This window comes from Lentibacillus sp. CBA3610 (assembly GCF_013373365.1).
Classification (GTDB): Bacteria; Bacillota; Bacilli; order Bacillales; family Amphibacillaceae; genus Lentibacillus.
Window position 1 is genome coordinate 3,744,069 of record NZ_CP035925.1, and the last position, 23,909, is coordinate 3,767,977.

Here is a 23,909-nt window from a genome sequence, read left to right on the forward strand (position 1 = left end):
CGTTTATTGTGAAAGCCCCGATAGAATAAAGGCTTGTAGTATCATTCCTTTTGTGTCTAAGAGTCATAATCTGGAACAAATTTAGATAGGGATTCAAAAGAATATTTAAAATACACGCACGGTTTAGTTTTAACGAATACGAACATTTGTTTTTGTTTTATTAGTAGTTTATAATATAAATTGGATTTCGCTGATTCTAAAATTTGAGATCCTATTCAATATTATTTTGCAGGTCAATAGGGAGGGGGATTGAATGATTAAAATTGTATATTTTGATGAAGATTCAGCTACTGATTATTTAGACATAAAGCATGGAGGGAATTCCCAAACAACGGGGGAAGAAGTAGATGAAAAGGCGAAGAAGGCTTTGGCAAGATTAGAAACACAAGCTGGCGCTGGCCTAAAATTTCTCCATGTTTTAAAAGGGGCATTTAGTGCTGAAGCGAACGGGGAGATAACAAAACAAGGTACAAAAGTCCTTAAAAACACTTTTACAACCACGGTTCTAACAGATTTTGTTAGTGAAACAAAAGATGGAAGAAGTGAAGACATTACAGTTTTTAGGGATTATAGGTTGATGGCAAAAAAAGATTCATTTGCTTTTGCAAAAATGTATACCCCCTACACAGTTTTACTTAAAGACGATATTGATCATATAAACATTTCCAAGCTAGATGAGGCTTTAGAACACGCAAAAGGGTATTATGAGCTTATAGGAATAAAGAATAATAATAAAGTTGTTCTTCGATTTAATATAGATGCTTTTCGTAATAATTATGGATTGACTGATTTAATTAAAATGGATTTAAATTATTATGCCATTCAAGTAGGGGAATGTTTGGAAGACGACTTATTAATGGAGAAAGAAATGTCGGAGGAAACTAAAGAACCAAATAAATTAAGTGCCATGGATATATTTGAAGGGAAATGCCCTGAAAATCCATATTTAAAAGTATATGATGTTATTCTGGCAGGGGTAGGTACTGATTTGAATGAATAATAAAATTACAATTTTCAATGGACCTAAAAAAGAGTTCACAAAAATATTACCCGATACTTATGAGAATTTTACCGACATTATTCGAATAATTGATTCAAAGTTAAAAGAAGTGAAGTTAGTGACTGACCTTAACGATTATGATCATGATTCAGAAAAGTTGTATGCAGAAAATTTAGTGGTGTATTCTGATGAATACACTGGAGTTAATGACCATGTCATTGATAACTTTATAAATCATATAACCATGATTTATGAAATTGACAATTTATTTCTTCAAAACCCACCAGAAAAACTGCGAAATCAATTTAAAAGAGAGTCTAATGGTCGGTTAGAGATTGTATCGTACCCGTATAAATTAATAGACAAAGATATTTTAAAACAAATAAAAGAGGGCTTCTCCAATAAAATTATCGGACAAATTCACTTGAAAATGGATTTACTATCAGTTTTATATCCATTAGTTCAGGAACAATTTGAAAAGCCAGTTGTAATTTTGTTCTATGGACCAACTGGAGTAGGAAAGACTGAAACCGCAAGGTATATAAGTACTCTTTTAGAGGGGGAATTGTTTCGCAAACAATTTTCCATGTTTCAAAATGAAAGTTTTGCGTCATATCTGTTTGGTCAAGGTACGAAACAAAGCTCATTTGCTAAGGATTTATTGGATAGAGAGTCCAACATAATTGTTTTAGACGAATTTGATAAGGCCAATCAAATATTCCATAGTGCTTTTTATCAAATGTTTGACGAGGGTGTATTTGTTGATAAAGACCATACTGTAAATCTGGGAAAAGCTCTTATTATTTGTACGTCAAATTATAAATCAGAGTCAGATATAAAGAGGAATCTAGGAGAGCTTTTTTCGAGGTTCGATGGTGATGAGTTTAAACTTTATCCAGGACTGCCAAGCAAACAATAATTGAAAGCGAATATGATAAACAATTAGAACATTTTAGCAATGAGGAGCAAGGTAAAATTATAAAAGAAAATATTAAAGATAAACTATTGTATCATGTAGATGACTTTGAAAATGCAAGGCAAATAAAGAAGTTAGTAGACAGCTTTGGTCCATGCCATTAATCAAGGGATGTAGGTAAAAAGGTATGGGTGGAAAACAGGATCCCCCTTGTAAAAAATCTGAAGCAGATACTAATTAAGGTGTAAGTGAAGATCTTTGTTTCCAAAAACTATTCATTGCCGAATTTGGGAGTAATTCAACAATCAATCTAATCGCTTAGGTTTAGGGAGTCCAAATACTGCCATTTCGCGTTTTTGGTGGTTCTATAGGAAAATGATCTTTCCCCTGCAAAAATTGTTTAACTTCAAATACAATTCCATACTGGAAACCAATTTATATTCTTTCCGTAATCGGCCGCGCGACAAGTTCCGCTATAAACGCTTTGAAGCGTGAAACATGGCGGGGAGCAGCCGACAGAGAGAAAAGGAGAGTGTAAGTCTTTGCATCGCCAATTGACGATTCGGGGCGATTAGCATATCCAATGCGGGAGAGTACAACCACGAGCTTGGATGGGCGCGGGGCGGCCTATTACACAGAGAAATAAGGGTCGGAGCTGTGCGGCTAGCAAGAGGAGGGAAGGAAGGATACTGCAGCCCCGAAATCCCGGCGGCGCTCTGAAGCTGTTGAAGGGACATGCACGCGCGACCCATCCGGGGAGGGAGGCCGGAGTCCTGTGGAAAGAAACGGGTCACATGCACCATAGGGAGCAGCCCGGGGGTATGGGTCTTGGGCATCCAAGGAAAGTTCTCAGGAGATAACGTCGGAAAATCCTACTCCAGCGGGATGAACAACAACCAGCAAAGACCAACCTTATAAGCATAAGTGAAATGGGATTGGAGGATTTAGGATTGACGCATGAGGCCGTATTAACGAGAATAGCGGTAATGCCCGATTAAGTGCAGAAAATAGATGTACTTCAACAAAAGGTAACACCGGGAGTGAGTGGAAGGGCCTCTGGCGCCCGGGGTCGGTAGCGGGGGTAGTAAATAAACCCAGAACACTGAGTCTGGTAACTGTCCATCCCGTTGCAAAGACTAGCTATTAGGTAAACCTATTTATCTATGGGTGCATATGGGTGTCACCATTTAAACCTGGGATAGGCAGGGAAGGCCTAAACGGCGACAGAAGACCCGGGGTCAGAACCGGACTCGGGAAATCCGACCGTCCGGGATCGTAGGGCTCAAGGAAACGTGGTAAGTGAAACGGTCATACCACACTATGCGCGCCTGGAAATCTATCCCGACAATTTAATTAATTTCAAACTTTGGCCAACGGAGGATGGGAATGAATGAAACCTGAAACCATCCCGTCAACAAATCCTGCATGCGTCAAGGCTGACAGGTTTTGGGGTATGAAGCACAGATGATTGGGCAGAACGAAGGCTGGAGCCACTCTTTTCTTTAAGAGAAGATATGCCAACGGATATGCCGCACGGCTGAAAAACTGGATATGGTGAGAATGTTCTCACGAAAGGGAACTGACAAACTTCCGAATGTACGGGTCTAGAGTTTGAACATAGGGAAACTTATGTGTCATCCAACGATGACGTGAGTGGTGTAGAGTAAAATGCGCCCTCTGAAATACGCTATACCGAACAATGGCGGTATCCAGCTCACAGGCTTAAAGGAAGCACCTACGTCCAGTAGGGGAGAGGTTACTTGGCAGGAGTTCGTTAAAACATCAGCGGATATACAGTGACAATTCCAGATTCTATTGATGACTTTATAGTTGCGCAAATGTACATAAATCCAATCACAGCTTGGGTCATCTGTACCCAAAGAGTCAAGTTTAAGCCCAGATGATGTCCTCTTAGTCAACACCTGTGGCTCATCTGTTCTCATAAGCCGTATTGGGTATTTATTTTGCCCGATTATTTCCGATAACAAGGAATGATAATTATTTGAAGGATCTACAAAGACTTGGTGCTTCTTGTGTGCTTAATACCTCGGTCGATTCATTGGGTGAAACAGTTATGGATTTAACTGTTGGGGTTGGGTCCGATGCAGCTCTTGATTCAATTGGAGACCCAAATGGTAACGACATAGAGAGACCGTTATTAAACGGTCTCAATTTTGGTGTTTTATCCCTTCGGTGGATAAGGATCGTTTCCATAAAAATCTGCACCTCGTTTTTCTCCCTCTATAAATTAAATCTGATATTATAACTAAAAACCTACAATATATGCAGGAAAATAGAATTTATTGTCGAATTATGTAAATAAAGAAAAAGGAGCTGATATATATTGAGAGATAAAGAGTTTGAATTGGTATCCACTTTCTTGGGTGAAACTTTTAAGTTTCATAAGAATCCAAAGTCTAAATTACTATTTGAACTATCCAATAATAATATCATTATTGGCATAACTACCTCTATCTCATGTATAGATTGTTTTCTTCCAGACGAAGAAGGTATCTATCATTATGCCGGTGATATAAATTTCGGTCTTGATGACAATGAAAATTATATTAATTTACACAGTAGGTCAATTTCTGCTATAAGTTTTAATGGTGAAAAAATCTCAGTGCCAAATCATAATGATAATCTCACGAATGTTAAAATTAATTTAAATGTTGATAAGTCAGTTAATTGGTTTGAGAAACTGTCTAAAAAGTTTTAATAAAGAGAAAATAAATAACAAGGCGGGATCGTTAATGAATGAGTATGTATTAGAAGAATCACTAAGGGAAGAAGGAAAAATAACTATAGAACCACTTAAACAATGGTATTGTGATAATTGCGAGGAAATAATACAATCAGCTGATAAAGGTTGGTTGGAATGGCTAAGAAACATTAATGATGATAAAGAATATAATTTTAGAATTGTTCACCACAGCAGTGAATGTATGTATGATGATAGAAATATGAAAGATTATGTGACTAAAGATATGCATTTACAACATTATACGGGTGCAGATGGTCTTAGTAGGTTGCTGGAAATATTATTAAGAAATAAAGTAGACTCTAAAGAAGTTGTTCATATCATAAGAAGATTGCACGCTCCATTTTATGAACAATCCTTACTCTATAGGGATGTTGCAAAAGAAGATAATTATTTTTCAGGAGATCCCGAATTATATTTTACAGTCAGTGAAAATCTAAATATCATAAAAGAATATGCTATAAAAAACTCTTACTAATGCTGTTTTGATAATTTCAGAATTAGATAAAGGCAGGAGTTAATGTCTGTAAGGGAGGATTGCAGCGCCACATCTCTCGAAACATTTATTGATGAGCGTAAAAAGTACTATGTTAGCTGAAATTGCACTTTTTATGTTCATGGGAGATGGTGAAGGCGGTGCAGAAGTTTATTCAATTGCTTCCAACTTGACCAGACAAGATTCTATAGTAGTCACATAAAGAATATGATAAAGATAATTGTTCATGTTCATGTTTTGTTCATGTTTGTGTTTAATATTGGTCTTTTTTATGTTTGTTGAAAATACAAAAACATTGATTTAATAGGGTTTTTAGAGGTTGTTTGTTCATGCTTATATGGTTAATATATGGGCGGCATGATGTAAATCATCGCCCGTAAACCTTGATTTGAGAGTGTTTATAAGAGGTTTAAAGCCTTTGTAATATTAAAAATGTCACAAGAAAGTAACATTTAATTGATTTTTATTTTGGAAAGGGCGTTTTCGTATAAGTTGCTAACTTTTGCGGAAGCGTCCTTTTTCATCTTCTTGGTTACATGTGTATAGATTTTCAAAGTCGTTTGTGGGTCATCGTGTCCAACCCTTTCCATAACCGTCGCAAGGTCAACGCCAGCTTCAGCCATCATGCTTATGTGGGTGTGTCTGAAGATATGGGGCGTCGCCTTTTTTTCAATGTTGGTATATTCCATCAGCCTAGCCATCCTCATCACAATATTTTTTTGTATATAAGGATAACCATTCGCTCGGCAAAAAACGAAATCACCGTCATGTTCCACTTCATAACGATATTTCATTTTGATCTTTTTCTGACGTTTGTAATGTGATTTAATAAGCTGCATAATTTCAGAGTCCACTTCAATCGACCGTATTGACCCATTCGTTTTTGGCGGTGTTAATTCAAATTTGCGCATGTTGTTATCTTCGTTATAGAGTGTTTTTGTAATTCGAACGGTATTAGTGCTAAAGTTAATGTCAGACCATTTTAATGCACATAACTCTCCGGAGCGCATGCCTGAAAGGGCTAATAGATAGAAACGCTCGATATCTAATTCCTGGCCATTATCTAAAGTGGCATTTAAAAACTCGTTCAATTCTTCGTTTGTTAAATATTTTTGTTCAATAGGTGCTATTTCAATTTCCTCAACTGTTTTTCGTTTTTTAGGTATAATAACATCGCGATTTGGACTTTCTTTAATAAGCCTATCCTTTATTGCATGTTGAAAAATCATGCCAGCTGATGTGTTTACTCCTTGGACTGTAGTCCGGGCATAATTTGGGGAAATGTCATTAATGAATTTTTGATACATGGAATACGTAATCTTTCCAATTGGGCTTTTTGCCATGTAACGGTTTAGTATAGCGACTTCTTTTTCCCGGATCCGTACTGTGCTCCTTTTAACGCCTGTTTGTTTGTATACTTCCAACCAAGCAGCTGCAACTTGATCAAATGTAACACGTTTTCCTGAATTCTCGTCAATTTTATCTTCTTGAGTTGACCGGACAGCTTTTTTCACACGTTCTTTGGCTTCTCGTTGTGTCTTTGCACGTCGTTTTATTTGTTTGCGCTTTCCTGTTGCAGGGTCAGGTTCTCCATCGGCAATACACTCCCATTTAACTTGTCCAGATTTAGTTTTGAATTTTTGACAGTACATGATTCATGCCCTCCTTATATAGTTTGTTTTGATACATTTCTAATCGTCTAACAGCGAAATCATATTCAACGTTAAATAAATTCATAATGGTGTCTACTGAAATATAGTCTATTTTCTGTAACATGAAGGTTGGCACACAGAAATGGTAAGCAAAATGATTGGCTTGCCATTCCTGCATGTCTAAAAACAAACGATGCAAAGTTAGATGGTTTCCACAATGCCTCAAATAATGACCAACTTCATGACCAAATAACTGCCACTCTCGCTGTCTTGTCGATTTTTGGATCACTAAATCATTTCCGAAACGGAGACTGAATTTGCCGTAATAAATATTTAAATTGAGCCTCTTAGCAATATTATCAATTGTTAATTGTTCAGGTCTATTGATACGGAGAAACTTGTACAAATTCTGAATATAATCTTCAAGATGAGTATTAATATAACAACCCTCCACCGGAACGTATGTTCTAATAAAGTGTAAAATTAAAGGTATACAATTATATGTACACCGTGTAATTTCCTATTTTCCTAAATTCGCTTATCTTCTGCTACTATAGTCTCCGTATTTGGCTGTAGAATTATTTTTTTCCCTTTTTCCTTTTAAAATGGAGATATTCAATAGTATCAAGCACTTCTCTTCTTTCCTCATCAGACATGTTTCTCCAGTTGTTGAACATTAAGTCAGTTTGTGGATCTTTTAATAATTCTTTTAATTCCTCATCAACCCCCTTGATAGGATCGTCTGTTCTTCCATGAAGATAGTCTGTATCAATATCAAATAAATCAGCAATTTGATTAATGATGTCCAAAGGCGGTGTTTTAGTACCACGTTCATAAGCTGTATAGGTGACTCTAGCCACACCAATTTTCTCAGCAACATGTTGTTGGGTCCATTTTTTGTCGGTTTTCTTTAGTTCTTCTCTATAATTTTTTAGACGTTCAGAGAGGAGACTCATATTATCACTACTTTCCACCTACTACCTACATTATAAAGGTTTCTTTCAGTAACTTCATCCTTTGTTCCTAAAAGTATAACAAACTTTTTTATTATTATTGACAAGTTCCTTTAAGTAACATAACATTATAAGTATAACGTTTCTATAAGGAACATAAAGGAGGTGCGAAATGAGATTTTGGCTTAAAGAAATTCGGGGTAAAAGGGGATACACCCAAAATGAAGTTTCTTGTCTATCTGAGATTTCAAGAAGTCATTACACTCGTATAGAACGAGGAACAAAAAAGCCCTCTGTTGATACAGCGAAAAATATTGCTAATTCATTGAGGTTTAACTGGATAAAATTTTTTAGTAATGATTGTCCCAAAAAGGAACAAAATGAGTAATGTTATTTGAATTAAAAACTACATTTTAAGGATGGTGATGAGAATGCCAAGCACAACATTCAGCTCGGAGGAAATACAAACGTTCGCAAACGAAATCAAAAAACAATTGGTAGCCGATCCTCGTTGAAGAATTAAAGGAATCAGAATTGCCACCATTGCTGACAAGAAAACAGTTCATGGATATTACAGGGGTTGGTCCTACTAAGTGTAATGAGTTATTCAACCGTGGAGATTTCCCAGTCACGAGGGAGTTAGGTCATCCTAAAGTGCCTACAAAGATGTTTTTTGATTGGTTATACGCATCAGCACAGAATGCACAAGAAGTGCGTATGAAGTATCCATACAGCGCCATTTAAAATATATTAAGTAAAGAAACATGTCCCAAATAGGTAAGGAGAGATAGTAATGCAAGATCTAAAATGGATTAAATTAGATATATCTATGTTTGAGGATGAAAAAATAAAATTGATAGAGCAAATGCCAGAGGCAGATACCATTCTCATTATTTGGGTGAAATTACTTGCACAGGCAGGAAAAACCAACGCAAATGGATATATTTATCTTAATGAAAACATCCCGTATACAGAAGAAATGCTTTCCACTGTTTTTGATAGATCGCTAAACACTGTACGACTGGCATTAAAGACATTACGAGAGTTTGGGATGATCCAAATCGATGAGGAATCTTTCATACAAATCATCAATTGGGAAAAACATCAAAATGTTGATGGGATGGAACGTGCAAGGAAGTTGAATGCAGATCGTAATAAAAGGTATCGAGAGCGAAAGAAAAAACAAAAGTTATTGGAGGAAAAAGATAATAACGTTAGCGTGACGTCATGTGACGGTACAGAAGAAGAAGTAGAAAAAGAGAAAGAAGAAGAGAATATATCTACTACTAATAAAAATGTAATCGAATTTTATGAGAAAAATTTTGGGGGCACGAGCCCTTATGAACAAGAATCTATTCTTGAGTGGATAAATGATTTAGGTGGAGATTTAGTTATTGTAGCCATGAAACGAGCCATTAAACGTAATAAAAAGTCATGGGGATACACCGAGAGAATCCTCAAGTCATGGCAAAAAAACAACATTATCACTGTTGAGCAAGCAAATGCTGAAGAACAGGCATACCGGAATCAATTTCAGAATCGGACGCGAAAGTCGAGTAAGCAGGCAGGTTCAACGAATGATGGTTATAATTATGGATTTTAGGAGGACTTCCTGATGGAAAGTATTAAACAGCATATAAAAAGTCCGGAACAAAAACTGCTTCAAATGTTTGTGTGTGATGGTTGCGATCAGCACGTATCACAGACCGAATTGATCATCCCTTCTGGACCACGTGAAGGGGAGCGGGTCATAGCTAATTATGGATGCAGATGTGAAGATATCAAACTGGCAAAGGCAGCCGAACAAAACTACAGCCGGCTCAAACATCGTAAGCTGATGGACAGTTTTAATTATTATTCGTTGATAAATGACTCGCTGAAAGAAGCAACATTCGATAACTTTGATTCACCCGACAGCAACTTAAAGGAGGCCAAAGAAAAGGCATTGGCGTATAGCCATTCATTCGATCGAAAACAGAATCTCTTATTGACAGGCGATTATGGAACCGGAAAAAGTCATCTATCGATTTCTATAACGAAAGCATTGATGAAAAGAGACTATGAATGTTTGTTTCTCTCACTTCCAAAGCTGCTAACGAAGATCAAGCGGACCTATAATACAAAAGGTGTCACAGAAGATGAGCTGCTAAACGTTATTCAACATGTGGACTTATTAGTGCTGGATGATATTGGGGCAGAGCAGCAAACAGAATGGTCGACGTCCAAACTTTTCGAGATACTGGATGATCGCTCAGGTAAAGCAACTGTTTATACGACCAATTTAAGTAGTGATGAACTCAAAGAACGGGTGAATGAACGGAACTTCTCAAGAATGATGGACAATACAAACGTTATCGTTATGAACGGTTCAGATTATAGAAGGAGGGGTTTTTAAGATGTGGCAAGGTATGAAAAGTGTGATGGTGTTTGACCCGAAGGATAGTCAAGTGGACACCGACAGGAAATGGCGGGAATGGATGCAACATAAAAGCTCCGTTGGTGACAAATATGTACCAACGGCAGCTGAAACAAGAAAATATCTTAATGAACTGGAAAACAGAAAGCAACGATACGCCTAAATATCAAACTTTCTGATGTCCAAGAAGATATCTTCAATTATACCATGATTAGCTGATATGTGAAATTAAACTTAATCAGGAGGATTTAGATGCAAGTGATCAATAAAAGTGATGACAAGACATTGGTGGTTCATGCAGGCTATTCGGAAGCACACCTTATGCGAGAAGCGTTATCTTTATACAGGCTGCGGATGGAAGCATTGAATGGAAAAAATAGTGAAGAAGAAAAAGTTATAGGTGAGTTGCTGCATGATCTCATGAATCCGGATCCAGAAAAGACAATTACTGAATGATAAGGGGGTATCAAAATGAACATCAATCAGTCTATTCGCGAAGCTAGAAGTAACTTGAAGTATATGAAAGCAGTGAGGAGAAGGTTGTTTTGGCTAAACATCACGAATCCGAGAGCCGGATTTTACGAGCGATTGTGTTTAGCAAATGGTTATTCAAAAAGTAATATCAAAAATTTAGCAAACGAATATGGCGTTACGTCTGAAGAAGTTTGCGAGGAAGAAGTTATGGCATGGCAAAGCTGATTAGAAGGAAAGCTGTTTGAACGTAATATTTAGTGAACGGGGTGAATGTAGAATGACTGACCAACTGCCTGACAAGATCATTCATATGGATCAAATTCGAATCAATCGGGGGATGGAAAAGATATGTAAGTGCCAAAAAAGAAAATACATGCTTGACACACGAAATAGAAGCGTCATGTGTTCAAGCTGTGGGGCAATGATTGATCCCTATGATGCCATGTATGATATGGCGTCACGTTGGGAGCAAATGAATGAACAATTGGAATACATGCTTGAACAACGGAAGCGAATTATTAACTATAAGCCATGGTTAAAGACCATACGTCATTTAGAGCAAAAGTATCGAGGAAAAAAGATGCTGCCCTCCTGTCCACGTTGTGAAGAACCGTTTTATCTGGAAGAATTAACGTCTTGGACTGGGCGGCATTTTGGGGATGCGAGGATACGCAAATGGAAGGAAGAGCATCGTGACTGATCACATGGCTCATCAATTACACGTTTATGAATACCTAGGAAAAATGTCTGATCCATTGTATATGGCCATCGGTATGTTGCATGGTGAAGAATCGCTATTTATTCCTGAAATAAAGGCAACTGTTCAGGTAAATCAGCATGGCCTGTACGAAATGGTCACTAAATCAAACCATGAATGCTATTCAAATAAAGAAGACTTATATGATTGTGTCAGTGAGATTTTAAGTAATAACTTATAAAGGAGGATATAGTTGTGTCTCAAATTGATCAAGCGTATATAAAACAAGAATGGGATTATTATGATATGAACCTGGCTAAAGCTTTGGAATCTATTCAACAAGATGATTTGGATCATGCCTCAATTTATTTTCAACGGATAACATGGGTCATGCATTCATTGGCTAAGCATCATCCTGCCAATTGACGAAAATCTGGGTTGAAATCAATATCTGAGATGTAAGAAAGGGTGAATCGCTTCATGCAATTCAGCACGGATGTTGAGAACATATTCACGCAAGAGGAAATTGAAGACATTTTAAAGGATGAACAGAATTTCTATATTGAACATGCGGAAAAAAACTGGCTAAACCGGTATTTTAAAGTTAAAGCCATGGCGAACGAAACGAAGGTACCAAGCATCGTTTCATCTATATCCGATATGCCTCATGGATCCAGCAATTTCAAAAAGAGCAAGACAGAAATGTATGCTCTAAAAACAATACAAGCATCAGAGTGGTTAGAAATTTTGCATTCAACCATTCGTTCATTAAATCCGATTGAACAAGAATTGATAGAATTGAAGTATTTGCATAGACGTCATGACGGTTCTCGATATAGTGACGAGGTCATTTATCCGCAGCTATTTGTCGGTAAAACGAGGTATTATGAAATAAAGAAAGAAGCATTGGAAATACTCGGACGACATCTATACGGTGTCTTTGCTGAAAGGGGATTTTCTTGATGATGGGAGTTGTTCATACAGTCAAAAAATCATTGCTTATCATGTTATTCTTTATAGTGTTTATTGCTTTTTCAATTTTCTGTGGCATTATATTCCTGGCTGTCTTCCAGTGGTTTATGCATACCGACATGTATTTGAACATGGTTTATTCCGCCGAGTTTTGGTTATGGGTGTTAGGTATTCCATTTATCATCATTTTCCTCATGACTTGTGCGAAGTTATAATGCATAAAGCGTTAAAATTGGTTAATGTAAAATTAAAAAATAGTTCCGTTTACACTCCTTTGGACATGATAGTCTAAAGGGGTATTTTTGAGGTGAAAAATCTATTTGGTACAATTTTCATGAAAACGTTGCAAAGAATCCACGAACTAATTATGGATTCCATGCTATTACCGTGATATTAATTGACGCTTAATAAAATTCATTGTACAGAATTCCTAATGTTATGCTATAATACGAACAAATGTTTGATTTTAGGAGGTCTTAAAATGAGTGAAGTCAACGATAGAGGGACAAAAAAGTGGACTGCTATGATGATGCCGGAACATGAGGAGATGTTACAGCAAATGTGGCGAGAACAGGAATATAAAAAGAAGCCAATCCTCGATGAACAAAAGCAGTTTGAACTCAATACCAAGTTACAACTTGCCTTACAAAATGACCTTACAGTCGAGGTTGAGTATTACGATTATGGTGCACATGATTTTCAAAAAATAAAGGGAAAGTTATTGTTGGCCGATACACTAACCAATGCTTTAAAATTTGATAATGAGGAAAATTTGTCGGTTCCACTTGAGGATGTTATGGAGGTCGTGATTGACTAATATGTTGATAAATATCACTTAAACTGTTAGTATTCTGACCAATCATTTCGAATTTTATGTTAAAATTAATAAAGGATTTTAAAAAATGTTTCTTCAACAAACGGGCCATTTTGTTGAATAAGGGGGAAGATACTTTTTTATCACATATTTATAGTGTATTGCTTTCAAAAGTATGCGGTTATGTTGATTAGAAATACATTTGACTAAGGAAAAGGCTGATCATGGGGGCAGCCTTTTTGTAAGTATCCTTTTTAACAAAAATCCCACAAATAAACCCGGGAGTACGCTTAGCATTGAAAGCCAGATGGGCCCCAACAATACCCCAAATAGCATTAGTTTTGGTGAATAGATCGTACCTACAGTCACAAAATAGGCCGAAAAAACAAATGGCAAAAAAGAATAAGGTTCTTTTCCTCCACCAGCATCTTTGAAAGCATCCCATATTGCAAAAAAGTATAAACAAGGATAAAACATCAACCATCCATATTCTGTTTGGTACATAGCTTCTTCGATATTACCGTGGAAACTTAAGATAATTATTTTATTAAAATTTGATTGAACATTAATCAAAAATTCCAATCCAATAAAAAGAAAGCCTTTAAAAAGCTTACGGTTTAAAATTTGACCGATACCTGGTAATGCGATGCTCCAAAAGAGTTTTTCATACTTATTATTTTGATTCATATTATCTTGTCCTAAGTTATCATAGATTTTTTACATTGCTTTTTTCCTCCATTTAAGTATGGATTAAGCATCACGCCTAGATTATTTGCCCTGTCCTTTTGATAATTTTGTTCTGTCCGTTGCTTGAGGGGGTTCTTCCATCCAACCGTGTTTTATCATTATTTTCCCTCCGTCTTTGGCAAAATCAAACGTGTTGGTCATAATTGTTCCCATTTTTAAAAGTAGGTCATTTCGAAAGCTAAAGGCTGCGCCTACTGAGTTACCTCCCAAACCGAATATCGATAGCAAATGTGTCATATACATCATAATTTTGTCGGAAAACGGTGAAATGGTTGAATTGGTTACAATTCCTGACCATGTGGAAGGCGCGCTTGTGTATCACTTTCCAGTAAAAGATCATTCATTATTGACACTTGCTTTTCCGCAAGTTCTTTTCCGCGTTGAAAATATTATTTGACATCAGGGTTTTCAGCAACCTGTGCAAAGCCCGTCATCAATTGTGTTCCTGTAATGTTTACTTCTAGTGCCTGATACACTAAGCCAATTTCAACTGTATTAAGTACACGTTTTTTCCCAAAGGGATTCAAGCCACTGCTATAACTTGTGTCTTGGACGAATTCAATGTCGTTAGGCATGGGAACGCTGGGAGGACGTGCTACAACACCTTTCTTTAATAGACACTGTGTGCTTGTTATAAATCGTTTGACTATCCGATGTAAAGTCGTGATATAAGTTGTAGATATCCTCGCGATAAGACATACCAGAGTGCAAAGCATAAAGGCCAATCAAAATCTTGGCAAAAAGGCGTACAGTCATCAAATAAAAATTATCATCAAACAAATGCGGGGCATGTTTGTCAGTATCTTTTTCCCTAAAGGCAACAGGAATTGGAACCCCTTCATTCTGAAAAATGTTTAATAGTGTTTATATTTTTCGTTTCAATATCAAGGGCAGATTGGAGAACATCTTGGATTTCCTTATCGTCGGAACTTGTAAAAAAACGGTTCATAACATGTAACGCCATTGATTTTTCTTGATAGGCTTGCCACAGATTTCCTAATTCTGTAGATGATAAAGGTATGTCAGCCATGTTAGACCTCCTAATCAAAATGTTTTATATTATTATGTACATCCTTTTCCTTTTTATTAGGTATTTTCCTCGTGGGTGATTCCAAAATGCCAATTTTTGTTTACAACAGGAGTTTTTAATCATAGTTAGGCAATACGAACGGGCGCAAGAGTTGAATAGCTGACTGTCAATTAAGTTCTTTTTGCTGTTCTTACTCAGCTATAGGGTAGGACTACTGAAATTGGATTTATACAGCAAACAATTGCCAGTGTTAAAAATCTACTGCCAACATAATGTATAACGATTTTCAGTAAATAGGAACTCTTTGCTGTAGTAAAGAGATATGTAGTTGGGAAAAAATATGTCAGTGAAATAAGGGAGTTTGTAAATTCCAAACTAAGTGTATTTAAGGAATGAATAAAATGAATGTTACATTGTTTCTGGTCTTTCACTTAATTATAGGTTTGGTTTTAATCTACTTTTACGGAAATTTACCTAAAAGATTAACTGCATTTCTGACTGTGGTTTTTGCTATGAGCTTTATTTACTTTGGATCGGTTATTATGAAAATGTATTCATAACTTATGGGCTTTACTCCGATATATGTGTAACATCAACATTTGAATTGGTATAAAAAGTAAAACATTGATTAAACAATGTTTTTTAGACGTCCGATAACAGATATTATCGTACATACTCCCCCCTTAATTCTGATTCTTAATGTCCGTTAAGGTGCAACATAAAAGGTGAACCACTAAATTTATAACGATTATATCCGTAATTTGGAATGGTGAATGTAGATTTTGTCTCAGACATACCCCAATATGTTCATCACCTATATACCGGCCACGGATATAGGGAAAGAACACATTCATGATCTCTATACGCTTCGCTGGCAAATTGAGATCCTATTTAAAACATCTTGATAGCGGTTACATAGATGTTTATAATTGTGTCACAAGTTAAAATTATGGTGGAGACATGGAGACCCATACTGTAATAGTACTTTCTTCAGGAAAGTTCTATTGTTGTATGGGTTTTTGTCATTTTACACATTTGTTTGAATGACATCATGTTATTAAAAGGGGGCTTTTAACCAACCGTTATAGTGTTTGCGCCGTTAGATTGGTCTATTATTATTTTCAGGTTTAAAAATAATAATATCAAGAAAAGAGGGAGATTATGGAGAAAGTAAAGAAAAGAGCAAAACTGTTTGTGATACTATCTGTCATATTATGTTTGGTTAGTATGGTTGGAGCTTCGTTTGTTCAAACTTCCGGTGGTGACGTGGAAGTTAAGGAATTACAATGGGAGACTCCATCCGGTCATCTATTGAGTGCGTTACTTTTTGTGCCAGATGGTGTATCAGATGAGAATCAGGCACCGGGGATTGTTACAAGTCATGGTTGGTATAATAATAAGGAAATGCAGGATTTAAATTTTGTCGAGCTTTCCAGAAGAGGCTATGTTGTCATGTCCATAGATATGTACGGGCATGGGGATTCCGAAGCTGTTAAACCATCTGAATGGGATGACCGTGGTACTGGAATGTATGATGCTGTCGAACTGATGGCTCGTCTTCCTTACGTGGATAAATCGAGAATTGGAGTGACTGGCCACTCAAATGGTGCCAGAGCTGCCAACTGGTCGATTATGGTAGATAATAAAAAGGATAATCCATTGATTTCTTCCGTATTATTGGTTGGTAATGATGCTATTTATAAAAATCCAAAAACAAAAGAATATTTCAATTTATATGGAGCCAGAGATGTTGGAATCGTAGCTGCCAAATATGATGAATTCTTTTTTCGATCCCAAAAACCTGATGGAACGGTTACTCCCCCAAGAGAGTTTATACACACGGAGGCTGCGCAATCGTTTTTGCGTTTCGGAAAAAGTCCTGAAAACTTCAATTCCGAACGTTCCAGTTATGAAATGTATAAAAAAGAGATTAACGGAAAGACAACTACACGGGTTATTTATAATCCAACTCAAACACACCCGTGGAATCACTTTTCTGCTCATGTGGCAAAGGTAACTGTTAATTTTTTCGATGAAACGTTAGGAGCTCCGGAACCTATCCCGGCTACTAACCAAACATGGCAATACAAAGAGTTTTTTAATTTTCTGGGTCTCATTGGTTTTGGAGTGTTCATCGTAAGTTTGACAAAACTCTTACTGTTCACCCAACCTTTTTCGGACCTTCGTGCCTCACAAAAACCGGCTCCGACTGTGATGAGAACCAGAAGAGAAAAAGGATGGTTTTGGGGTGGACTCGTGGTCAGTGCCATATTTTCAGGGGTTTCTTACCTTGCCTTGTATAACTGGAGTGTAACCGTCCGACCGGATTTCTTTCCACAGCCATATACGTTCTATGTTGGCATTTGGGCAGCGGTAAATGGAGTGTTTGCGATTCTGTTAATGGTCTTGGCGCGAAAATTCACACCAAATGAGCAAAAGGCTTCTCTAAAAGAACTTGGTGTATCCATTCGTCCTAAATTGTTGGGTAAGACGGTGCTTTTAGCCGTATGTGTCAGCGCTGCTTCCTTTGGTTTAGTATTTGTCAGCGACTATTTTTTTAATACCGACTTTAGAATATGGTTTATTGCAGTTCGAACGTTTACGCCAGATAAAATCATTATAGCCTTAAAATACCTTCCGTTCTTCTTAATATTCTTTGTAGCTAATTCAGTAGTAGTGAATAGTTTTAATTACTACAGAAATAGCAAAAAAGAATGGGTTAATACTGCATTACTTGCTTTATTTAACACAATAGGTGTGGCAATTGTATTCGCGATCCAGTACATCACGTTTTTTGTTACAGGACATGTATTCTTTGAAAATGTATCAGCTATTGTTGGTATATGGTTAATAAGTTTTCTGGTTATTTTGCCTGTTGCTGCAATAATCTCAAGGAAAATCTTTCGGGTCAGCATGAACCCTTACCTTGGAGGCATAATTTACGCTATCATTGTCACATTGATTTCTGTGTCAAACACTTTAACTATTTCTTAAATAGACAGAAAGAATAAATACAATCAAAAGCACCTTTATTTTTGTAGGTGCTTTTTGTCTTATCAAAGGTTGCAGGTTGGGTAAGTGTGCATTGTTAATCGGGTGTTTTCATCATTTAAGTATATTATCAAACAAGCACATCCTTTCCCCCTCGTCTATATCATACAAAACTGGGGAAGATTGCTGGTACTACACCTAATAAACAGCTTTTAAAATCTATTCTCCCACAAAAATTCCAGAAAATATTCTCAGATGAAACAAATATTCAATAAGGATGTTTTTGCAAGTCCTCCGAAATGGCAGAATAAGGCTGTACCCCTTGTATGGGTTGGGTTCCAAAAGAGTCTTTCAAAAGGTGTTTTGAAAAATGGCGAAAATCCTCAAGACATTTTGATACAGACCATTTACCTTCTTAATCCCCTTTTTCAAGGCGTTGAGAAAAACGCTTAATCTTTGTCGGGTCTTTTGCCAATGGTATTTTGGTCACATGGTTAATTGTTAGTAGCCAGGCGATACAGTATCTTGCTTCGTGATAAAAAACACACCATACAATCTTCTTTTACGGAGGGTTGTGTGATTTTCCTTAATCATAGTTGTAATAAAGAGGACCGTTCTACTTTATTGATTTCTTTTACGGAGTATCCTCAAACTAATAGTCGCGGTCAGTCAAGGAGACGAAACCTCAAGAATCTGTATCCCTTTGACCACCTTTGGTCACCTTTTTAACAAGTCCGATAAAACTTCTCTCAAACAAGAGTGTGCCTGTGAGGGTGGCGAATGAATGACCAAGGTTCCAATGATGATATTTGAACAGTTTTGTTGTTTTTTCCAAAAACCATTGTCCGATTGTCATCGGGATGCTGAAGACGAGTGTCTTTAACAAGATCATCACCGGGTTGGAAGTGTAAGTCATTCGGGTATAGATGACGCCAATGATCGGGTACATCAAATAATCATAGAGGATGTTCAGTTTGAAGTGTTTGGACAGAAAGCGAACGGGATACCTAATTCGTTTGGATTCCACCACGTAAGTATCGACTAAGCTTGCTACAAAGGCCTTAAAAAGGAAGGCAATGATTAAAATTGGTAAAGGTCCCTTTTTGAATATGAAGGGTAAAATTCCGACACACGCGGCCAACAGGCCTTTTAACATTAAACGTTCCATGGGTGACTCACCTCTTTTGTTAGGGATAGGTTTATTATTTGCATTGTGGGGGAATTTATTCATTTTGCGAATCACGTGTCACAATTTACGAACCCACGTTTTTTGAAAACCTTTGCGTAATTGAACGAATGTCTTGACGTGGTCAATTCTATCCTTTGACCAATCATTGTAGTGTTCATCCCAATATTCGACTGTTGAAAAGAAGAAACCAAGAGCGACAAACTATTATTTTTTTGACTAAACTGTCTGGTTATTTGTATTAAATTTCTTAAAATAAATAGTAAAAATAAGAGTTAAATCTCCTTCATGTAAGGGATGAAAGACGGGATTTCTATGGATGAAACAAGGGTTGAGGTCAAGTGGGATAAGGGATCGAGGGAGATGGGGGAGATTTGTAAAAAGGAGTTACAAAGGCACAGCTGAGGAAGAAAAATGTAGTTTAATTTATGGAGGTGAGGTTGTCACCTTTTTTATGGTTGATTTTGGATTTTTTTCAGGAGCATCAGCCATCCCGGATACAAGAATATTCTAGTAAGAGAAAGGCATTTAAACTGTAAAAAGGAAAGAGGGGCCTGTTACCTTTTCTTTCCTTTTTGCTGAGGCACATGATTTACTCTGTATTCGCTTGCTGAATATGCTGTAATAAATTTGTGAAGTCGAAAAGGGTTCTCGAAAATTCCTCTTCAGTGAGACCACTCTTTTTAATAAGCTTACCGGGAATCTCCGCTGCCGTTTCCTTTAATTGTTTTCCTTCTTCAGTTAAGGAAATTAATACACGTCTTTCATCATCGGGATCTCGTTTTCGGTATGTTAACGCTCTTTCTGTAAGGCGCTTGAGCACTGGGGAAAGTGTTCCGGAATCGAGAAAAAGACTGTCTCCCAACTCCTTCATTGTACAGGATTCTTTTTCCCACAAAACAAGCATGACAAGATACTGTGTATACGTTAAATTGAGTTCTTCCAAAAACGGACGATACAATTTATTTATTTCCCTTGATAATGAATAGATAGAAAAACACAGTTGGTTGTTTAATTTTATTGCTTCATCTTTCTCCATTAATTATCATCCTTTCAGTCCTTCTCTATTTTAAACTATATGGAAGTTCATAAAATGTCAAACTGGTTTTTTGACGAGAAGAAATTTTTATGGTTTAATAAGTATCGCGCAATTAAATTGCACAAAATTAAATTGGGGTGATAAACTTGAATGCTTTATATACTGCTTCATCCACTGTCAGAGGTGGACGTAATGGACGTGTGATTTCAGATGATAAGATAATTGATATGCCATTAGTAATGCCTAAATCACTTGGCGGTGCAGGGGGAGAAGGGACCAATCCGGAATAATTATTTTCCGCTGGGTATGCGGCCTGCTTTGACAGTGCGTTGAATTTGGCTGCCAGAAAGCAACGAACTAAAATTGGCGAAACAGAGGTGAAAGCGCAAGTATCAATAGGAAAAGATACCGGTGGAGGTTTCGCTCTTACTGTTGCATTGGATGTTAAAATTCCAGGGGTTGAACAAGAAGTAGCTGAACAACTTGTTGAATCCGCCCATCAAATCTGTCCATACTCCAAAGCAACCAGGGATAATATTGCAGTCGACTTGAAGGCTAAAGGGGTGGAAAGATAATGACATTAAAAGAAAAATTAAAAAATAGTCAGATTCTATTGGCAAAGCGCCCAAAAGGGATGCCAACAAAAGAGAATTTTACATTTAAAGACAGTCCTGTACCACAACCGGAAGAAGGAGAGGTTCTTGTTAAAACAATCTATTTATCTGTTGATCCGTATATGAGGGGCAGGATGGATGATGCAAAATCGTATGTGAAACCTTTCGAATTAAATGAGATGATCTGTGGCGGAATTATTGGAGAGGTCGTTTTGTCTGATTCAGATCAGTTAAGCGTCGGTGATAAAGTAGTCGGGACGCTCGGATGGCAGCGATATAACGTTATTCAGGAATCCAAGGTACGTAAAATTGATGAAACAATCGCTCCTCTGACCGCATACCTGAGTGTCCTTGGCTTAACTGGCTTGACTGCTTATTTTGGTCTGCTTGATATTGGTCAGCCAAAAGAAGGGGAAACAGTTGTTTTATCCGGTGCAGCAGGAGCGGTTGGTATGATCGTTGGACAGATTGCCAAAATTAAAGGAGCTCGAGTTGTCGGAATTGCTGGTTCCGATGAAAAGACAACCTATTTAAAGCAGGAACTTGGCTTTGACGAAACGATTAACTATAAAACCTCTCCAAATATGGAACAGGCGCTTGAGAAAGCCTGTCCAAATGGAATAGATATATATTTTGACAATGTCGGCGGACCAATTTCTGACGCAGCGATAAATCTATTAAATGAATTTGCACGCATCCCTCTTTGCGGTGCGATTTCGTCTTATAACCGGACTGACGGTGATCTAGGTCCAAGAATTCAGACAAAACTCATTAAGAGCCGTGGATTGATCAAAGGCTTTATCATTGGTGACTATGCTGACCGTTTCAGTGAAGGTATCCGAGATCTTTCAAGCTGGTTAGCCGAGGGGAAACTGAAATATGAAGAAAATATTGTGGAAGGATTTGAGAACGTACCAGAAGCTTTTCTCGGGTTGTTTAAAGGTGAGAATCTTGGCAAGCAACTTATAAAAGTCGATGGGGAATAACGAATTAGGAATAAGGAAATGCATGATGAAGGAGGACCCAAATTGAAAGCAGTTATTATTGAAAATTACGGCGGGATTGATGAGTTAAAGTATACGGAAATAGACGAACCAAATTTGAAAGACAATGATGTTTTGATTGAGATAGCAGCTACGTCCGTAAACCCCGTTGATTGGAAAATACGTGAGGGGTATCTGAAAGGAATGCTGGATTATAACTTTCCGCTTACTCTCGGTTTGGATGCCGCAGGAACAATAAAAGAGGTAGGAAAAAAAGTGACGAAATTCAGGGTCGGAGACAAGGTATTTACCCGGCCGGATATAACCCGTAATGGAACCTATGCGGAATATGTAGCGGTTGATGAAAACCTTGTTGCAAAAAAACCGGAAAATCTATCTTTTGAAGAAGCTGCATCAATTCCGCTTGTTGGATTAACATCGTGGCAATGTCTTGATGACTTTGCTGACATCAAACAAGGTGACAAAGTGTTAATTCACGCTGGATCAGGGGGAGTTGGAAGTTTTGCCATTCAACTCGCAAAATCCTTGGGTGCCTGGGTGGCAACGACTTGCAGCACGAAAAATGTTGAATTTGTAAAATCGCTGGGGGCAGACAAAGTTATTGATTACCGCAACGAAGATTTCACACAGGTTCTTGCCGATATGGACATTGTGTTTGATACGCTTGGCGGTGACATCCAGACGCAAAGTTATGATGTGTTAAAAGAAGAAGGTGTTCTGGTTTCTATTGCTGGTCAGCCTGATCAGGAATTAGCCCATACGAAAAAGGTGAAAGCGGGCTATGTTTTCCTTGAACCTGATGGTGAACAGCTTGCCAAGATCGGGGAAATGACTGAACAAGGAAAGATCCGCGCAAATGTAGGGACAGTTATGAAACTTGAGGAGATTCAAGAAGCCCACCGATTAAGTGAAACACATCATGCCAAAGGAAAAATTGTCCTCCGTGTGAGGTAAGGAAAGTGCACAGATTTTACTAACGATTTTTTTCATGGCAAAGGAGTGACATCGCCAACGATTCACCGTATGGCTTAGGCGGAGCCGTCCATTCTTATTCCTTAGAACATGGGGTAAACATCGCTAGAAGACTTCATATCGGTATGGTTCATGTCAATGATCACCGTTAATGACGAGTTCCACGTCCCGTTTGGCGGGGAAAAAGAATCAGGTCTTGGTCGATTTAATGGGAACTGGATTCTTGACGAATTCACAACAGTACAATGGGTATCTGTCCAACACGAAAGACGCGATTATGGTCTTATTTTGATTAAGGGCTAGCGTGGTAAAATAGAATAAAAGTTCAATATCGCATCCATACTTGATGAATTCGGTATTGATAGCGTATAAGAGACTGCTTAATGGAATTGATTCGATTGTTTAATCCTATTAGAGAAGACAAATTTAAATATTAGGATGAAAAGTAACCGCCAGTTGGAGCTGTGAAATTATTATAAGAGGAGCTGTTGATATGAAAGTATTAGTGATCGGTGCATATGGACAAATTGGGCAACATATTTTATCTGTCCTGGACAAGAGCGAACATCAAGCAAAGGCGATGATTCGCAACGAAAATCAGGCGAATGAACTAGAACATTTAGGGGCGGAGGTTGTTGTTGCTGATTTAGAGCAGGATTTTTCTTATGCTTTTGACGGTTGCGATGCGGTGATTTTTACCGCTGGTTCCGGTGGCCATACCGGTCCTGAAAAAACGGAATTGGTGGATCGCCAAGGTGCTATGAAGGCGGTGAACGAGGCAGAAAATAATCATGTAAAGCGTTTTATCATGGTCAGTTCGATGAATGCTGATACCCCTGATAATGGCCCGGAGTCCATGAAATATTATTTCAAAGCAAAAGGCGATGCGGACAAAAACCTGCAATCCAGTCATTTGAATTATACCATTCTCCGTCCCGGAAGGTTATTAAACGAACCTGCCAATGGGACCATTACCGCGGCGGAACATATCGAAGACCGTTCCAATGGCATTCCGCGTGCTGATGTAGCGCAGGTTGCTGTCACTTCACTAGATACAGAAAATACATCCCATCGGGTGTTTGAAATTCTCTCAGGCGATGTTCCGATTGAAGAGGCACTAAGGAATATCTAAGGAATTTGCGAGTAATGAAAGTATTTATATGATATGCGATAGG

26 protein-coding genes and 6 pseudogenes are annotated in these 23,909 nt (G+C 37.6%); 23 read left to right on the forward strand and 9 right to left on the reverse strand.

Annotated features, from left to right (window positions below):
• The first annotated feature begins 253 nt into the window (after nt 1-253).
• The 5 genes and pseudogenes from Len3610_RS18785 (at nt 254) to Len3610_RS18800 (ending at nt 5,155) form a co-directional block, all read left to right on the forward strand.
• Entirely contained in the window at nt 254-1,000 is a 747-nt protein-coding gene (locus Len3610_RS18785) for a DUF6414 family protein (RefSeq protein ID WP_176449277.1), read from the forward strand.
• Nucleotides 993-1,919 carry an AAA family ATPase gene (locus tag Len3610_RS18790; protein ID WP_176449278.1) on the forward strand — a complete coding sequence of 309 codons (927 nt, stop codon included), beginning with the start codon at nt 993-995 and terminating at the stop codon, nt 1,917-1,919. Before Len3610_RS18785 ends, Len3610_RS18790 begins: the two co-directional genes overlap by 8 nt.
• A 1,743-nt stretch (nt 1,920-3,662) precedes the next feature.
• Nucleotides 3,663-4,062 (forward strand): annotated as a pseudogene (locus Len3610_RS21310) (alcohol dehydrogenase); the annotation flags it as partial.
• Nucleotides 4,063-4,260: 198 nt separating this feature from the next.
• Nucleotides 4,261-4,635 (forward strand): hypothetical protein, encoded by a 375-nt coding sequence (locus tag Len3610_RS18795; RefSeq protein ID WP_176449279.1) that lies wholly within the window; start codon nt 4,261-4,263, stop codon nt 4,633-4,635.
• A gap of 34 nt (nt 4,636-4,669) precedes the next feature.
• Entirely contained in the window at nt 4,670-5,155 is a 486-nt protein-coding gene (locus Len3610_RS18800; RefSeq protein ID WP_176449280.1) for a hypothetical protein, read from the forward strand.
• A 470-nt stretch (nt 5,156-5,625) separates the two neighbouring features.
• Here the strand turns inward: Len3610_RS18800 and Len3610_RS18805 are convergent, their stop codons facing one another.
• The 3 genes from Len3610_RS18805 to Len3610_RS18815 all read right to left on the reverse strand — a co-directional run bounded on the left by Len3610_RS18805 (nt 5,626) and on the right by Len3610_RS18815 (nt 7,799).
• Entirely contained in the window at nt 5,626-6,825 is a 1,200-nt protein-coding gene (locus Len3610_RS18805) for a site-specific integrase (protein ID WP_176449281.1), read from the reverse strand.
• Nucleotides 6,800-7,279, reverse strand: a complete 480-nt coding sequence (locus Len3610_RS18810) for an ImmA/IrrE family metallo-endopeptidase (protein WP_176449282.1) — start codon at nt 7,277-7,279, stop codon at nt 6,800-6,802. Before Len3610_RS18810 ends, Len3610_RS18805 begins: the two co-directional genes overlap by 26 nt.
• A gap of 124 nt (nt 7,280-7,403) precedes the next feature.
• Nucleotides 7,404-7,799 carry a helix-turn-helix domain-containing protein gene (locus Len3610_RS18815; protein WP_255259686.1) on the reverse strand — a complete coding sequence of 132 codons (396 nt, stop codon included), beginning with the start codon at nt 7,797-7,799 and terminating at the stop codon, nt 7,404-7,406.
• Nucleotides 7,800-7,950: 151 nt separating this feature from the next.
• Here Len3610_RS18815 and Len3610_RS18820 point away from each other — a divergent pair, with 151 nt between their 5' ends.
• The 11 genes from Len3610_RS18820 (at nt 7,951) to Len3610_RS18870 (ending at nt 13,154) form a co-directional block, all read left to right on the forward strand.
• Complete coding sequence (locus Len3610_RS18820; RefSeq protein WP_176449283.1) at nt 7,951-8,166, forward strand: helix-turn-helix domain-containing protein; 216 nt, start codon at nt 7,951-7,953, stop codon at nt 8,164-8,166.
• A gap of 405 nt (nt 8,167-8,571) precedes the next feature.
• Complete coding sequence (locus tag Len3610_RS18825) at nt 8,572-9,381, forward strand: phage replisome organizer N-terminal domain-containing protein (protein ID WP_176449284.1); 810 nt, start codon at nt 8,572-8,574, stop codon at nt 9,379-9,381.
• Between the two features lie 12 nt (nt 9,382-9,393).
• Nucleotides 9,394-10,173, forward strand: a complete 780-nt coding sequence (locus tag Len3610_RS18830) for an ATP-binding protein (RefSeq protein WP_176449285.1) — start codon at nt 9,394-9,396, stop codon at nt 10,171-10,173.
• A 1-nt stretch (nt 10,174) separates the two neighbouring features.
• Nucleotides 10,175-10,357, forward strand: coding sequence for a hypothetical protein (locus tag Len3610_RS18835; protein WP_138603602.1), 183 nt, complete (start codon nt 10,175-10,177; stop codon nt 10,355-10,357).
• Between the two features lie 89 nt (nt 10,358-10,446).
• On the forward strand, nt 10,447-10,650 hold the full coding sequence (locus Len3610_RS18840) for a hypothetical protein (protein ID WP_138603603.1): 204 nt from the start codon (nt 10,447-10,449) through the stop codon (nt 10,648-10,650).
• A 15-nt stretch (nt 10,651-10,665) separates the two neighbouring features.
• On the forward strand, nt 10,666-10,893 hold the full coding sequence (locus tag Len3610_RS18845) for a hypothetical protein (RefSeq protein WP_138603604.1): 228 nt from the start codon (nt 10,666-10,668) through the stop codon (nt 10,891-10,893).
• A 52-nt stretch (nt 10,894-10,945) separates the two neighbouring features.
• Entirely contained in the window at nt 10,946-11,368 is a 423-nt protein-coding gene (locus Len3610_RS18850) for a hypothetical protein (protein ID WP_138603605.1), read from the forward strand.
• Nucleotides 11,361-11,606, forward strand: a complete 246-nt coding sequence (locus Len3610_RS18855; protein WP_176449286.1) for a hypothetical protein — start codon at nt 11,361-11,363, stop codon at nt 11,604-11,606. Before Len3610_RS18850 ends, Len3610_RS18855 begins: the two co-directional genes overlap by 8 nt.
• Before the next feature lie 14 nt (nt 11,607-11,620).
• Nucleotides 11,621-11,791, forward strand: coding sequence for a hypothetical protein (locus Len3610_RS18860; RefSeq protein ID WP_171046351.1), 171 nt, complete (start codon nt 11,621-11,623; stop codon nt 11,789-11,791).
• Nucleotides 11,792-11,845: 54 nt separating this feature from the next.
• The gene (locus tag Len3610_RS18865) at nt 11,846-12,328 is read left to right on the forward strand and encodes an ArpU family phage packaging/lysis transcriptional regulator (RefSeq protein WP_138603606.1); all 483 of its coding nucleotides are present in this window, start codon (nt 11,846-11,848) and stop codon (nt 12,326-12,328) included.
• 490 nt (nt 12,329-12,818) lie between these two features.
• Entirely contained in the window at nt 12,819-13,154 is a 336-nt protein-coding gene (locus Len3610_RS18870; protein ID WP_176449287.1) for a YolD-like family protein, read from the forward strand.
• 219 nt (nt 13,155-13,373) lie between these two features.
• On the opposite strand, the gene Len3610_RS18875 is transcribed toward Len3610_RS18870, so the two are convergent.
• The 4 genes and pseudogenes from Len3610_RS18875 to Len3610_RS22015 all read right to left on the reverse strand — a co-directional run bounded on the left by Len3610_RS18875 (nt 13,374) and on the right by Len3610_RS22015 (nt 14,928).
• Nucleotides 13,374-13,838 (reverse strand): hypothetical protein, encoded by a 465-nt coding sequence (locus Len3610_RS18875; RefSeq protein ID WP_010529113.1) that lies wholly within the window; start codon nt 13,836-13,838, stop codon nt 13,374-13,376.
• An 81-nt stretch (nt 13,839-13,919) separates the two neighbouring features.
• Nucleotides 13,920-14,195: pseudogene (locus tag Len3610_RS22005) on the reverse strand (DUF3231 family protein); the annotation flags it as partial.
• A gap of 92 nt (nt 14,196-14,287) precedes the next feature.
• Nucleotides 14,288-14,473, reverse strand: coding sequence for a DUF3231 family protein (locus Len3610_RS22010; RefSeq protein WP_010529115.1), 186 nt, complete (start codon nt 14,471-14,473; stop codon nt 14,288-14,290).
• A pseudogene (locus Len3610_RS22015) lies at nt 14,466-14,928 on the reverse strand (DUF3231 family protein). The gene Len3610_RS22010 and the pseudogene Len3610_RS22015 overlap by 8 nt, the downstream one beginning before the upstream one ends.
• A gap of 800 nt (nt 14,929-15,728) precedes the next feature.
• On the opposite strand from Len3610_RS22015, the pseudogene Len3610_RS18900 reads away from it, so the two are divergent.
• Nucleotides 15,729-15,827 (forward strand): annotated as a pseudogene (locus tag Len3610_RS18900) (transposase); the annotation flags it as partial.
• A gap of 262 nt (nt 15,828-16,089) precedes the next feature.
• The gene (locus tag Len3610_RS18905) at nt 16,090-17,922 is read left to right on the forward strand and encodes a CocE/NonD family hydrolase (RefSeq protein WP_010529119.1); all 1,833 of its coding nucleotides are present in this window, start codon (nt 16,090-16,092) and stop codon (nt 17,920-17,922) included.
• 682 nt (nt 17,923-18,604) lie between these two features.
• On the opposite strand, the gene Len3610_RS18910 is transcribed toward Len3610_RS18905, so the two are convergent.
• Both Len3610_RS18910 and Len3610_RS18915 read right to left on the reverse strand, forming a co-directional pair.
• Entirely contained in the window at nt 18,605-19,150 is a 546-nt protein-coding gene (locus tag Len3610_RS18910; protein WP_176449289.1) for a CBO0543 family protein, read from the reverse strand.
• Between the two features lie 547 nt (nt 19,151-19,697).
• Nucleotides 19,698-20,144, reverse strand: coding sequence for a MarR family winged helix-turn-helix transcriptional regulator (locus Len3610_RS18915; RefSeq protein ID WP_010529123.1), 447 nt, complete (start codon nt 20,142-20,144; stop codon nt 19,698-19,700).
• Between the two features lie 146 nt (nt 20,145-20,290).
• Here Len3610_RS18915 and Len3610_RS18920 point away from each other — a divergent pair.
• The 5 genes and pseudogenes from Len3610_RS18920 (at nt 20,291) to Len3610_RS18940 (ending at nt 23,866) form a co-directional block, all read left to right on the forward strand.
• Nucleotides 20,291-20,719, forward strand: a pseudogene (locus Len3610_RS18920) (organic hydroperoxide resistance protein).
• A complete protein-coding gene (locus Len3610_RS18925) occupies nt 20,719-21,744 on the forward strand; it encodes an NADP-dependent oxidoreductase (RefSeq protein WP_176449290.1) in 1,026 nt (341 codons plus the stop codon). Before Len3610_RS18920 ends, Len3610_RS18925 begins: the two are co-directional and overlap by 1 nt.
• A gap of 42 nt (nt 21,745-21,786) precedes the next feature.
• A complete protein-coding gene (locus Len3610_RS18930) occupies nt 21,787-22,716 on the forward strand; it encodes an NADP-dependent oxidoreductase (protein WP_176449291.1) in 930 nt (309 codons plus the stop codon).
• 50 nt (nt 22,717-22,766) lie between these two features.
• Nucleotides 22,767-23,037 (forward strand): annotated as a pseudogene (locus tag Len3610_RS18935) (aldehyde dehydrogenase family protein).
• 190 nt (nt 23,038-23,227) lie between these two features.
• A complete protein-coding gene (locus Len3610_RS18940) occupies nt 23,228-23,866 on the forward strand; it encodes an SDR family oxidoreductase (protein ID WP_010529126.1) in 639 nt (212 codons plus the stop codon).
• Nucleotides 23,867-23,909 lie beyond the last annotated feature (43 nt).

Coding starts and splice junctions, on each gene's coding strand:
- Len3610_RS18785 (WP_176449277.1), top strand. CDS start 254: ATGATTAAAATTGTATATTTTGATGAAGATTCAGCTACTGATTATTTA.
- Len3610_RS18790 (WP_176449278.1), top strand. CDS start 993: ATGAATAATAAAATTACAATTTTCAATGGACCTAAAAAAGAGTTCACA.
- Len3610_RS18800 (WP_176449280.1), top strand. CDS start 4,670: ATGAATGAGTATGTATTAGAAGAATCACTAAGGGAAGAAGGAAAAATA.
- Len3610_RS18805 (WP_176449281.1), bottom strand. CDS start 6,825: ATGTACTGTCAAAAATTCAAAACTAAATCTGGACAAGTTAAATGGGAG.
- Len3610_RS18820 (WP_176449283.1), top strand. CDS start 7,951: ATGAGATTTTGGCTTAAAGAAATTCGGGGTAAAAGGGGATACACCCAA.
- Len3610_RS18825 (WP_176449284.1), top strand. CDS start 8,572: ATGCAAGATCTAAAATGGATTAAATTAGATATATCTATGTTTGAGGAT.
- Len3610_RS18830 (WP_176449285.1), top strand. CDS start 9,394: ATGGAAAGTATTAAACAGCATATAAAAAGTCCGGAACAAAAACTGCTT.
- Len3610_RS18835 (WP_138603602.1), top strand. CDS start 10,175: ATGTGGCAAGGTATGAAAAGTGTGATGGTGTTTGACCCGAAGGATAGT.
- Len3610_RS18840 (WP_138603603.1), top strand. CDS start 10,447: ATGCAAGTGATCAATAAAAGTGATGACAAGACATTGGTGGTTCATGCA.
- Len3610_RS18845 (WP_138603604.1), top strand. CDS start 10,666: ATGAACATCAATCAGTCTATTCGCGAAGCTAGAAGTAACTTGAAGTAT.
- Len3610_RS18850 (WP_138603605.1), top strand. CDS start 10,946: ATGACTGACCAACTGCCTGACAAGATCATTCATATGGATCAAATTCGA.
- Len3610_RS18865 (WP_138603606.1), top strand. CDS start 11,846: ATGCAATTCAGCACGGATGTTGAGAACATATTCACGCAAGAGGAAATT.
- Len3610_RS18870 (WP_176449287.1), top strand. CDS start 12,819: ATGAGTGAAGTCAACGATAGAGGGACAAAAAAGTGGACTGCTATGATG.
- Len3610_RS18875 (WP_010529113.1), bottom strand. CDS start 13,838: ATGAATCAAAATAATAAGTATGAAAAACTCTTTTGGAGCATCGCATTA.
- Len3610_RS22010 (WP_010529115.1), bottom strand. CDS start 14,473: ATGCCTAACGACATTGAATTCGTCCAAGACACAAGTTATAGCAGTGGC.
- Len3610_RS18905 (WP_010529119.1), top strand. CDS start 16,090: ATGGAGAAAGTAAAGAAAAGAGCAAAACTGTTTGTGATACTATCTGTC.
- Len3610_RS18910 (WP_176449289.1), bottom strand. CDS start 19,150: ATGAATAAATTCCCCCACAATGCAAATAATAAACCTATCCCTAACAAA.
- Len3610_RS18915 (WP_010529123.1), bottom strand. CDS start 20,144: ATGGAGAAAGATGAAGCAATAAAATTAAACAACCAACTGTGTTTTTCT.
- Len3610_RS18925 (WP_176449290.1), top strand. CDS start 20,719: ATGACATTAAAAGAAAAATTAAAAAATAGTCAGATTCTATTGGCAAAG.
- Len3610_RS18940 (WP_010529126.1), top strand. CDS start 23,228: ATGAAAGTATTAGTGATCGGTGCATATGGACAAATTGGGCAACATATT.